The sequence below is a fragment of the Collinsella sp. An2 genome (assembly GCF_002160065.1).
In the GTDB taxonomy this organism is placed as follows: Bacteria; Actinomycetota; Coriobacteriia; order Coriobacteriales; family Coriobacteriaceae; genus Limicola.
In genome coordinates this window covers 213,864-225,370 of the sequence record NZ_NFJW01000001.1, presented here as the reverse complement: position 1 = coordinate 225,370, position 11,507 = coordinate 213,864, and the positions used below count along the sequence as shown (strand labels likewise).

General features: G+C 66.2%; 8 protein-coding genes. All 8 read right to left on the bottom strand.

Annotation, left to right across the window (positions count from 1 at the left end):
- Nucleotides 1–19: 19 nt before the first annotated feature.
- Nucleotides 20–1,372: an RNA-directed DNA polymerase gene (locus tag B5F33_RS01065; protein ID WP_087409938.1), complete on the bottom strand. Its 1,353-nt coding sequence runs from the start codon at nucleotides 1,370–1,372 to the stop codon at nucleotides 20–22.
- Nucleotides 1,347–1,787 carry a hypothetical protein gene (locus B5F33_RS01060; protein WP_087409937.1) on the bottom strand — a complete coding sequence of 147 codons (441 nt, stop codon included), beginning with the start codon at nucleotides 1,785–1,787 and terminating at the stop codon, nucleotides 1,347–1,349. Before B5F33_RS01060 ends, B5F33_RS01065 begins: the two co-directional genes overlap by 26 nt.
- A 94-nt stretch (nucleotides 1,788–1,881) precedes the next feature.
- Nucleotides 1,882–3,564, bottom strand: a complete 1,683-nt coding sequence (locus B5F33_RS01055) for a DUF6273 domain-containing protein (protein ID WP_087409936.1) — start codon at nucleotides 3,562–3,564, stop codon at nucleotides 1,882–1,884.
- 2 nt (nucleotides 3,565–3,566) lie between these two features.
- A complete protein-coding gene (locus B5F33_RS01050; RefSeq protein WP_087409935.1) occupies nucleotides 3,567–5,462 on the bottom strand; it encodes a BppU family phage baseplate upper protein in 1,896 nt (631 codons plus the stop codon).
- A gap of 9 nt (nucleotides 5,463–5,471) precedes the next feature.
- On the bottom strand, nucleotides 5,472–7,679 hold the full coding sequence (locus B5F33_RS01045; RefSeq protein WP_087409934.1) for a phage tail spike protein: 2,208 nt from the start codon (nucleotides 7,677–7,679) through the stop codon (nucleotides 5,472–5,474).
- Complete coding sequence (locus B5F33_RS01040) at nucleotides 7,679–8,395, bottom strand: distal tail protein Dit (RefSeq protein ID WP_158095270.1); 717 nt, start codon at nucleotides 8,393–8,395, stop codon at nucleotides 7,679–7,681. The genes B5F33_RS01045 and B5F33_RS01040 overlap by 1 nt, the downstream gene beginning before the upstream one ends.
- Nucleotides 8,392–11,193 carry a hypothetical protein gene (locus B5F33_RS10755; RefSeq protein ID WP_143757909.1) on the bottom strand — a complete coding sequence of 934 codons (2,802 nt, stop codon included), beginning with the start codon at nucleotides 11,191–11,193 and terminating at the stop codon, nucleotides 8,392–8,394. The genes B5F33_RS01040 and B5F33_RS10755 overlap by 4 nt, the downstream gene beginning before the upstream one ends.
- Complete coding sequence (locus tag B5F33_RS01035; RefSeq protein WP_158095269.1) at nucleotides 11,186–11,485, bottom strand: hypothetical protein; 300 nt, start codon at nucleotides 11,483–11,485, stop codon at nucleotides 11,186–11,188. The genes B5F33_RS10755 and B5F33_RS01035 overlap by 8 nt, the downstream gene beginning before the upstream one ends.
- Between the last annotated feature and the right edge of the window lie 22 nt (nucleotides 11,486–11,507).

Genomic DNA, 11,507 nt, shown 5'->3' with positions numbered 1-11,507 from the left:
GGGTAAGCTGGGCGTGAGATTAGGCCAGCACGGCGTCCTCGAGGAGCCTCTGGCGGTACGCCTCCATCTCCGTCACCGTCCTGTGGGCGTCGAGCGTGAGGCAATGGCTCTTCCACGACTCCCACGATTGCAGCTCGGTCTCGGGCCTCATGTCACCGGCGAGCACGGACTGCACGTTGTGCCTGAGCCTGCGGCGCTCGCGCACGATGTTGTCGCGCTGCGGGCGCATCACGATCTTGCCCGTCTCCGTGAGGCTCACGCGCTTCTTGAGGTAGCGGAAGCCGTGCCTGAGCGGCCGCACCTTGGTGACCTTCTCGTTGAAGGTCAGGCCCAGCTCCTCTGACTTCGCCCTGACGGCGCGCATCAGCTCGTCCGCCTGCGCCTTGGTCGGGAGGATGGCGTACGAGTCATCCATGTACCGCCCGTAGCAGTGCACGCCCAGCCGGTCCTTGGCCACGTGATCCACCGGTGACACGTAGAAGACGGCCGACACCTGGCTAACCTCGGAGCCGAGGCCCAGCCCGCGGTCACCGTCGAAGCAGTCGATGAGGTAGGCGGTGAGGCCCAGAAGCCTATCGTCCATTGGCAGGCGCCCGTACATCTCGATGAGCTTGGCGTGAAGGATGCTTCCGAAGTAGTTGTGGTAGTCCATCGTGACCACGTAGCCCTCCTGCCCGTATCTGGCGTAGTGCCAGCGCAGGTGCTCCTTCAGGCGGGCGAGGGCCTGCTCCGTGCCGTGCCCGGGCACCGTGGCGTGCGTGTCGTATATGAGCCTCGGCAGGACGAGCGGTCGCAGGCAGTAGCGCACGAGGCACTTCTGCACCATGCGCTCGGCGATGTGCACGGCTTGGATGTCGCGGACCTTGCCGCGCTCCATGATGGTGAACTTGTTGAAGCCGGGAGAGCGCCATGTGCCGTCCATGAGCTGGTCCTGCACCGTGGTGGCCCACGACGGGAGGCGGGCCTCGAAGATCTGCGTCGATGCCTTCCAGCGCACGCCGTTGCAGCACGCGGTGCCCGCTTCGTAGAGGTGCTCGAAGGTGAACACCTCATCGAAGCGGACGATGCCGCCCTTTTGCAGCAGGTGAGTCCCAGCCTCCCCGGCGTGGCGGCGCCTATTTAGGCCGTCTCCGGCCAAGGTCACAGCCCCCTGCATCTCGGTATATCGGATGCTACCTTTGACTTCGCTTTCGCTACCGTCCCTGGTTGCCGAGGTGCTTCCGAAGGGCGCCAGACCGTTCGTGTTGCTGGCATTGTTGGCGTTGGCAGTGCCGTCGCTGTTCACATTGCAGAAGTTGTTGGAGTTGCCGCTGTTAGGCGAGCGCTCCCACCACCAGTAGGCGCTGTTATCGGGCTGTGGCCTTGTTCGCATTGTACCGTTTCTTGTCCGAGTCCAGCACGCCCTTGATGAGTCCGCGCTCCTTGTGGCACAGCCGGGCGATGTCGGCAAGGCGCCCGTAGGCCTTATCCCTGCCGACAGTGCCCGCTGCCGTTATCAGGTCGGTGTACAACTTCGCCGTCGATTCGATGCTGAAGCACATCCCGCGCGCCTCCAGCAGGTGCTTCCGGCGCGCCTCGTAGTCAACCTGGCACGTCACGTAGATGGAGTTGGCTATGTCCACGTGGGTGAACATGTTCAGGCTGCATCTCATCAGGTGGTCACCGTAGGTCGTTAGGTACTTGCGCGGCCCGTTCGATACCATCTGCGCCGTGCGCTTGCTGATCTGGCGCGCTACCTCAAGGTACTCGACCTTCGACTCATCCCTGTCCTCGACGTTTACCGACACCGCTCCTCCCTTCATGTCCTCGTCGCGGCTCTCCCGCTAATTAAAACTCGGCCACCCCCCCCCTCCGACGTAACGTCGGCGGATTACACGATTTTTAGATGCAGCCGAAGGGCGCCAGACCGGTCGCGTAGCTGGCACTGCTGGCGCCGGCAGTGCCGCCGCTGTTCACACGGCAGAAGTAGCCGGAGTCGCCGCTGTAAGGCGAGCGCTCCCACCACCAGCAGGCGCTGCCGTTGATGCCGAGTTTCTTGATGCGGTTTGATGCCGTCTTGTAGTACTGGAACTGCGTGTTCTGGCTCTCCGCCGAGGAGTTGGAGTATGTGATGGAGCCGAAGACCTCCTTCTCGGAGGGCAGCGCGAAGTAGTCGGTGCTCTCGACGGCTGACGAGCCCGACCCATTGGCCGCCCTCGTCTTGAACTGCTTGAAGATGCCGCGCAGCGATGCCGGGATGGCGTTGCGGTACGTCTCGTTGCACCACGTGCGTCGCGCGCAGCTGTTCCATCCGCCGTTGTTCGTGTTCGAGCTGTTCATGTAGCCGTACTCGCTGAGGCAGTCCTTCTGGTGCACCACGAAGTTGCACTTCTTCCCGTTCGCGAGCGTGAAGTGCCCGGCGTCGTTGAGCACGAACTGCACGTTCTGCGCCGCGTGGGTCTCGCCGACTGCCCCGCGCTGCATCGCAGACAGGCGCACCGTGCGGGTGTCCCCCGCGTGCCAGTAGTCGCTGAGGTTGATCTGGCCCGCGTCCGCGGCAGCGACCATGGCGGCAATCTGCTCGTCCGTTCCGCTGGCCCACGTGACGATCTCGAGCGCGGACTCCAGCTCGACCGTGCACGTGGCGGAGCCGCCGAGGTAGTTGGCCGTCTCCGCGACCTGCACCGTGACCGTCGCGGTTCCGGCGTCCGCGTAGGCAACCGTCACTGTGTTCCCGCTCACGGAGAGCGTGCAGAGGTTCGCCGGGTTTGCGGATGCGGTGATGGCGCCGTTTCCGGTGCGCGTCACCGTGATGGTACCGTTGCCCTCGCCCTCCTTGACCGTCATGCTCGAGGGCTGGATGGAGAGGCCGCACGACGCCTTGGCGATGGCCACCGTGTACGCGCCCGTCTTGGTCTCGTAGTTCGGGGCCGTGATGCGGTAGTAGACCGTGTGCGAGCCCGCGTTCGTGAAGCTCGGCGGCTCGGTGAGGTCGTACGTCCCCGCGGAGGTGCCGTAGCGCAGCTCGTAGCCGGATGCCGGCGCCGTGACCGTGACGGCGTTGGCCTTCACCGCGGAGCCGGTGTAGGTGGTCTCCGTGCCGCTCACGGATGCCTGGATCTCGGCGGCCTCGATGGTCACCGAGAAGCTGCCCGTGAGCGCGTCGCAGTGCTCGGCCGTGACGCGCCAGCCCACCGTGTAGGTTCCGGCGTTCGTGGCCGTGGGCGCCGTCGATGTCCAGCCCCCGCCGTCGAGCTGGTACTCGACCGCCTGGCCCGCTCCCTTGGCCGTCACCGTGCCGAGGCTCTTGGCAGTGCCGTCGTAGGTGCCGGGCGTGGCGGGCGCCACCGTGGGCTGCTCGATGGCCCACTTTGCGTGGAGCGTCGCGTTCCGCGCCTCCGAGCCCCACACGTAGGGCGTCTGGAGCGTCGCGTCCACGTACCATCCGCCGAAGACGAAGCCCTGCTGGCTCGGGTCTGCCGGCTTCTCGAACGTCGCTTCGATTGTCTCGGGCGCCGTGCCGTACGGCGTGTCGAAGTTGAGCTTCGGGGTTCCTCCCCCGCCTCCGATGCTGTTGAAGATCATTCCTATGCCTCCCAAACCTCGATGTTCATGGTCACCGCCGCTGCGGGGACCGTCACGCAGCTGAAGGTGAGCGTCCCAGCGCCCTGAGCCGAGCAGTAGACGTGCGCCTCGCTCGCCGCTATCTCGCTCTCGGGCGCCGCGCCGCACCGCACGATGGAGTCGGCCGTGACGCCGGAGACCTGCTTGGTGCAGGTCGTGCCCTGCCAGTCCGCGGGCTGGATGGCCACCGTCGCGTAGGTCGAGCGCTTCTGTAGGCCTGCCAGTGTGTCGCTGAGGCCGGTCACGTCGGCCACGGCGTGCGAGTGCTGGGCCGCGGCCGCCCCCACCTCCTGCGGCGTGTAGGTCGGCTTCTCCGGCGCCTTGGCCCATGCGCTCACGTCGGATGCGGGCATGCTCGCGGGGAAGTCCGTGATCTGCGCCCTCGTGTGGGTGTGCGTCAGGGCCGCGAAGGCGCCCTTGAGCTTCGCCCACAGGTAGCTCAGGCCCGTCAGGTTGAGCACGCGGTCACCGGTCGGTGACTGGTCCGAGGTCACGGCGTCGATGTCGTTGGTGCTCATCGGGTCGAAGCTCGTGGTGGTACTGCCCATGTGCTCGAAGCTCTTGGTGGTCTCGACCCATATCCACTCCGAGTACACGTCATCCTCGCCGCCCTTCGGGTCGGGGACGAGGTACATCTTGCCGTTCTCGCCCTCGATGGTCGGCTCGAGCGTCTCGGGGTCGTACTGGCCGGAGGTGAGGATCACGAACGTCATGCCCAGCGCCGCGGCGTTGTTAGCTGCCTGTTCCGCGTTGTTCTTCGCTTGGTCCGCGTCATTCTGGTCCTGTCGCGCGTCGCGGTCATCCTGCGCGTCCGCCCGCGCTTGCTCCGCGGTTGCCCTCGCCTGCTCGGCCTGCGCGCGTGCCGACTCTGCGCTCTGGCGGGCGGTCTCGTTCTCGACGCGCTGTGCCTCCGCCGCGGCGCGGGCGTCCTCTGCCGTGTCGCGCTCGGTCTCGGCCGACTTGCGCTCGGTCTCGGCCTGCGCCCGCTCGCCCTCGGCTGATGCGCGGGCGGTCTCTGCCGACGCGCGGGCCTGCTCCGCCTCCGCTCGGGCGTCCTCCGCGGAGTCTCGCGCGGTCTCGGCGGTCTGGCGCGCCTGCTCGGCAGATGCGCGCTGGCCCTCCGCCGTGTCGCGTGCGGTCTCGGATGCCTCGCGCTGGCTCTCCGCCGACGCGCGGGCGCTCTCTGCGCTTTGGCGTTCCTGCTCGTTCTCGACGCGCTGCGCCTCGGCGGATGCGCGGCCCTGCTCTGCGGCCACGCGCGCCGCCTCGTTCGCCTTGCGCGTCTCCTCGTTGGCGTTCCACGTCTTGTCCGCCTCGGCTCGGGCGTTCTCGGCCTCGACTCGCGCGTTTTCGGCCTCGACGCGGCCCTGCTCGGCGGTCACGCGGCCGTCCTCGGCCTCCGCGCGCGCGTCCTCCGCGGCGTCGTACTCGCGGCGCTGGTTCTCCATGAGGCGGAGCAGCGCGTCGATCTCGCCGATGTAGTCGCTCGAGCTGATGTCACCTCCGGAGGCGCCCGGCTCCACGATGATCTCGAAGCTCTGCGTGGTGTCGATGTGCCCCGTCGAGTCGATGAGCGAGAAGTAGGCCAGCGAGATGCGGCCCTCTGCCAGAGACACCTGCTCCGGCATCGCGTACTCGATGACGCTCCCCTCCACGTCGAACGGCTCCGAGATGACCACGTGGCCGTCCGGCTTGAAGCACTCGAAGCGCGCCTGGAGGCCGTCAAGCTCCTTGGGGATGCCGTCCTCGGTGATGGTGGCCCTGACCTCGCAGGTGCTCTTGTCTCCCACTCGGATGTACACCGGCTCGCCGACTCGCGGCCCCTTGTACATGTCGAGCGTGAACGTGAAAAGTGCCATTTCTCCTCCTTACGCGCTGGTCTCGACTGCCAGCTTCTGTCCGTTCCAGTACGCGCCGTCCTTGTTGACCATGAACGTGTAGTCCGCTCCGCTCGCGAGGAAGTGATGGCCCCCGCCGTAGCGCGAGCCGTCCGTGATCCACATGCGAACGTTGTTGTCGAACTCGCCGTACATGCCCCAGTTCTTCACCGTCAGCGAGCCCGTCGAGCTCCTGATGGTGCAGGTCTCGGCATCGACCTCGAAGCCCTCCGAGGTGTAGGTGGCCACGCTCTGCGTCTGGCCGTTCGTGCCCTCGATCTCCATGCCGTTCGACGTGAAGCTGATGCGGTTGGTGACGTTCCGGGCCATGGTGGCGTCCCACTGGGCGTCCTCCACGTCGCTCTCGAGCCGGTTCAGCTGCGTCTGCACGCTGTCCGGGATGAAGTCGAGGTTCAGGGCGCCCGTGTCGAGGTTCCAGTAGTTGTTCCCGGCGCCGCGGATGATGCCGCCCGTGATGCTCGTGTTCGGGCTGTCCAGGCTCATGTTGCTGTTGGCCAAGTCCCACACGTTGCGGCCGGATGCGTCCATGATCTTGCCGCCTCTTACCGTGAGGTTGCCCGCGAGCACCATGTCACCGGTGCTCAGGTTCCACGTGCTTCTGCCGCTGGCGTCCCTGATGGTTCCACCGGAGATGGTCACGTCACCCGACAGCGCCATGTCACCGGTGGTGAGGTTCCACGTGTTCCTGCCGCTGGTGTCGGCTATCATGCCCTGCTTGAACAGAAGCTCGCCGGTCTCGAGGTTCCAATGGCTGTTGCCGCCCGTGATGGTCCCCGCCACGATGGCGTTGGCCGTGAAGCCCTGCCCGGTGCCGAACACCTGCCAGTCCCACGTTCCGTCCGCCAGAGTGCCGTCCGCGATGCGGAAGCCCTGCGCGCACATCTGGATGGCCGTGCCGCCCGGCACCGTGGGCTTTCCGGTGCTGTCCATGGGCACCGATGCCCAGATGTCACCCTTCTCGAAGCTGGTGTGCCTGTACGACATGCCCTGCTTGTTGAACTCGGCGTTCAGACCGTCCATTATCTGCTGGAGGTACGCCGGGGGCGTCGATGCCGCCACGTCCCACTGCGCGGAGTGCTCCTTGAGACTCGACAGCTCCTGCGACTGGTTGGCCAGCAGGTCTCCCATGGTCTGCACGACGTTGCCGAGCGTCACCTCGATGGTGCCGCCCAGCATGTCGGTGACCATCTTGGAGACTCGGCCCTCGCAGCGGAGAGCGGGCGAAAACGACCTGTCCACGATCTGGCAGTCATCGCCGACGCCCACGGCCTCCCACTCGCGGCCCATGGCCAGCAGGTCCACCACGCTCGCCTCGTACGTTACGCCAGGCTCCTTGTGGCTCTGGAGGTGGGCCTCCGTCTCGGCCTTGAGCTGCTCCGCGTCCTCGCAGTTCTGGTTCTCGTACGTCCCGAAGACATGGGCCAGCCCGCCCTTGCCGTCAGGCCTTCCGTACTTCTCGAGCGCCTCGGCATCCTCCACGTAGGCCTTGCCGCCGTTGATGTCCGCGAAGGTGAGCTTGCGCCCGTAGCCCCCCGAGTCCGTCTCGACGCCCTTGCCGTAGCCGTAGCACGCCGTTATCGCGCCCCAGTGCTCCGTGCGGGTGATGCTCACGAGATCCTTGCCGTAGCTGAAGCGCCTGTGGCCTCCGGTGAGGCCCCTGTGCTGGCGGATGCCGACCTTGCGGGTGATTCCGCCGGCTCCCATCTCGATTTCCGTCTCCAGCTCGCCGCCCGATTCCAGGATGGAGTTGAGCGCCGTGCGGCAGTCCGTGGCGTAGAACGTCAGCGACTCGGAGACCGTGCCCGGCATGTCAACCGTGCCGACCTCCCAGCGCGTGGGCTCGAGGCACACCGTGAGCGCCAGCTCGTAGGTGTATCCGTATGGTCTCTTGTCTTCGATGTAGTCACCGAACAGCTCGCAGATGGAGTTGAGCGCCGTGTCCGTGTAGTACACGTCGCCGCTCTCGCGGATGGCCTGCGGGTCTTGGCACACGTGCTCGTGGACCGTGTTCGTGCGGTCCTTCCAGATGAGGCGCATGCCCTCGCCGATGGGCCACGTGGTGCTGATGGCCACGCTGTCCTCGCCGTTCAGCTCGTCCGTCCAGACGAAGCCGATCAGCTCGCCCGTCCCGATGGTGTGAAGGTAGTTGTCCTGCCTGTCGTACACGTCGATGCGCATCACTGCCACCTCTCCGTCCACTCCAGATGGGCGGTCCCACCCGACACCTCGATTTCCTCGGTGCCCAGCAGCGTGAAGTAGTCGCTCTTGACCACAACGGGAACGTCGTTGCCGTTTATGGTGCAGCGCTCGTTGGCGGTGTCCAGAACGACAGTCTGCTCACCGGTGAACGGCCCCTCCACGGCCACGAACTCCTGCGTGCTCACCTTCGTGATGCGCCACTCGTCGGACTGGGGCGGCTTCACCGTGATGGTCGGCCTGCACGGGTAGGTGCCGCGAACGTTCACCGGGCGCCTGCCCGTCACGTCGAGCGCGCGCTCCTCGCCGTACGAAACCGGGTCTGCGCAGTAGAACGTCAGCTCCACTCCGGGCTTGTGCGCGTTGCGCGACATCTCCGCTCCGCCCTGGTACATGGCCATGAGGTAGCGGTTCGGCTCGTCCGGCAGGAACAGCGGCCGCGGAGTGTCGGTGGCGAGCGCCTCGGCGATGAGGCGCCGCGCGTCCGTCACGTCCTGCACGCTGTCCTTGCGGATGTGCGCCGTCACCGTTACCGTGAGCGGGGCCAGCGAGACCCCACTCACCATGGAGCCGTCCACGCCCGGAACCTCCGTCGTGGTGATGTTGCGCTCGGGCAGGATGGTGCGCTTCACGCCGGTGACCCACAGCAGCGTGCTGAGGTCTTTGCCGTCGAAGTATATGGGCGTCTCCCTGCTCACATCCTCACCCCTCTTCCTGTGGCAGTTGCAAGGGAGCGGCGAGCGATTGCCGCCGACACCTTGGCGCCGTCGATGTAAACGTCCCCGTCCTTCTCCGCGATGGCGCGCAGCAGCTCGGTGATGGTCTCGAGCGTGCCGCCGTACTCGTCGCGCGTGTCCGTGCGGATCGCGACCGTGCGGGCCGTCGTGAGCTGCGCCGTGAGGCCGTTCTTGGCCACGTCCATGACGGATGCCGTGGCGGCAGCCACCTTGCCTGCCTGCGCCCTGATGCTCTCGGCGAAGTCACCCATGAGGGCCTTGCCGGAGTACGTGGTGTAGCCGTGGCCGGAGAAGGGGCCTTCCTTCGCGGGCGAGAACGGGAACAGGTTCCTGATCCTGCTCACGGCCCCGGAGACGGCGTTCACCACGCCGCCCACGGCGTTCATGATGCCGTCCTTCAGGCCGTTGATGATGCTGGCGCCCGCGTTCACGAGCCAGCTGCCGGCACCGGAGAAGAAGCCGAGGATGCGGTCCTTGATGTTGGTCACCGTGTTGTAGACGTTGTTCACGCCGTCCTGCGCAGCGCTCTTGATGCCGTTCCAGATGTCGCTGAAGAACGACTTGATGCCGTTCCACGTGCTGTCCCACGCGCTCTTGATGCTGCTGAGAACGTTGTCGATGGTCCCCTTCACGGCGTTGATGGCGCTGTCGATGGCGCTCTGGATTCCGCTCCAGATGCTCTCCGCCGTGGACCTCACCGTGTTCCAGATGGAGTCCCAGATGGAGCTGATGGTGTTCAGAACGCTGTCGATGACGTTCTTCACCGTGTTGATGGCGTTCTCGACAAGGCCCTTGATGCCGTCCCAGACGCTCTGGGCGATCTGCTTGATGCCCTCCCAGACCTGCTCCCAGTCACCGGAGATGAGGCCGGTGACCGTGGTGATGATGCCTTGGATGACGCCGAGAACCGTCTCGATGACTATCTTGATGTTGTTCATGACGCCCTCGACGTACGTGGAGAGCGTGGGCCAGATGGCGTTCCAGATGCCCTGGATGATTCCGAGGGCCGTCTGGATGACCGTCTGGATGGCTCCCATGACCGTCGTGACGATGTTCTGAATCGCCGGCATGTTCTGGTTGATGATCTCGACAATCTGGGTGATTACCGGGATGACGAACGCCAGAATCTGCGTGGCCGCGTTGATGACGGCCGCGACGATCTGGCCCACGACGGCCGCGACGGGCGCGAGCACCGTGGCGAGGTTCTGGAGCAGGATGAGAATCTGCTGTATGAGCGGCATGATGAGCGGCCCGAGCGTGTTCGCCATGTTCTGGAGCGCGGCCACGATGGGCTGGATGGCGGGCATGAGGATGGTCATGACCGTCGTTCCGAGCATCGAGAAGGCGTTCGTGATGGCGCTCACGTCGATGGGCGGGATCATGTTCGAGAGGGCGTCCAGCACCGTGCTGGCGAACGTGGTCACCAGCGTGGCAGCGGGCATCAGCTTTGAGCCGAAGTTCGCGACGCTCGTTGCCATGGCATCCTGCGACTGGTTGTACGCGATTAGGTCGGAGTTGGCCTCCTGGTACTTCTGGCCCGCCTCGCCGTACAGCGCGTTCATGGCCGAGACAACGAGCTGCTGGCGCTCCTGCTCCGACGTGCACGCGGCGAGGGCCTCGTTGAAGGCGTCCTCCTTCGTCATGCCCTGCTCGAGGGCCGCGTTGAAGGCGGCCTGCGCGGCGCTGTTGCCGCCCATGGCGGCGCCCCACTGCTCCGTGCTCGCGCTAACCCAGTTGAGGGCGTCCGCGAAGCTGCCCGTGACCGTGCCGGCCTTGGCCGTCTCGTTGGCGGCCTCGGCGAGCGCCTCGATGGGCATACCGTCACCGAACTGCGAGTACGCGCCCGTGAGCGACGTGGTGAGGCTCTTGAGCTGCTGCTGGTTGTCACCGCACAGCGCGAACAGGTTTCCGGAGGTCTCCACCACGCGGTCCGTCTCGCCCAGCACGCCGATGAGGTCGGTGTACGTGGCGTTCATGGCCTTGGTGCTCACGCTGTTGGCGTCGGCGGATGCCGATAGGCGCGACATGTAGGTTTGCGCCTCGGCGGCAGCGCTTATGGACTCCGTGATGGCGGCGCCGATGCCGAGTCCGGCGATGGCGCCCTTGATTCCGCCGAAGGCGGACGTGACGGATGACTTGATGTTGCTGAGGCCGGAGCTGAAGGCGTCCGCCGCCCTGCTCGCCTCGGCCTTGAGAGCGGGTGCGAGGTCACCGACAGCGGCCTTGGCCGCCGATGTCACGTCAGACAGGGCGCCCTTGACCTTGCTCCCCACGCCCTTCATGGGCGCCGGGATGGCGTCAGCGGCCTTGCTCATCGCGCTCTTCGCGGCGCTCTCGGCGCCGGAGAGGCCCGACTTGATGGCGCCCTGCACCCCGCTGAGGGCGGAGGACACGCCCGACCTGACGCCGGAGAAGGCGCTCGTGATGCCATCGGCCGCGGCCTTCGCCTTGGATGTCAGGCCGTCGAACATGCCGGAGCCGGAGAGCGAGCTTGAGATTGACTTGCCCGCGTCGCTTATCGCGGACTTGAGGGCGGAGCCCATGGACTCCGCCTCCTTTGATGCCGTGTCGGTAAGGCCGGAGACGGCCTGCTTCGCGTCCGACGCGCCCGATTCGACGCCGGAGGAGAGGCCGTCCCCGAAGTCCTTGCCCGCGCTGGTGCCGGCAGGGCCGAACTCCTTGTTCAGCTCGTCGGCGAACCCGTCCATGGACGGGAACAGGGTGACGTATGCGGAACCGACGTTTGCGCCGTCAGCCATTCATTCCCTCCAATCCGAGCAGCTTGTCTATCTGTTCCTTCGCCGCGAGCGCGTGATCGCGCTTCCGCTGCGCCTCGGCGAGCTGCCCCGGCGTCTGGATGGGCTTCGGCTTGGGCACCGGGTGCTTCTTGTCGTACGTGAGCGCCCAGATGAGGTTCCGAAGCTGGAACTCGATTTGCCAGAGCAGGTAGTCACCCGTCTGCCACTCGAGCGTGGGCGCCTGCATGCGCGCCGTGCGCGACTCTGCGGGGAGCTGCGCCCAGAGGAGCGCCATGCGCCGAAGGTCCGGCACATCCCCCTCCAGAGGGAGGGGG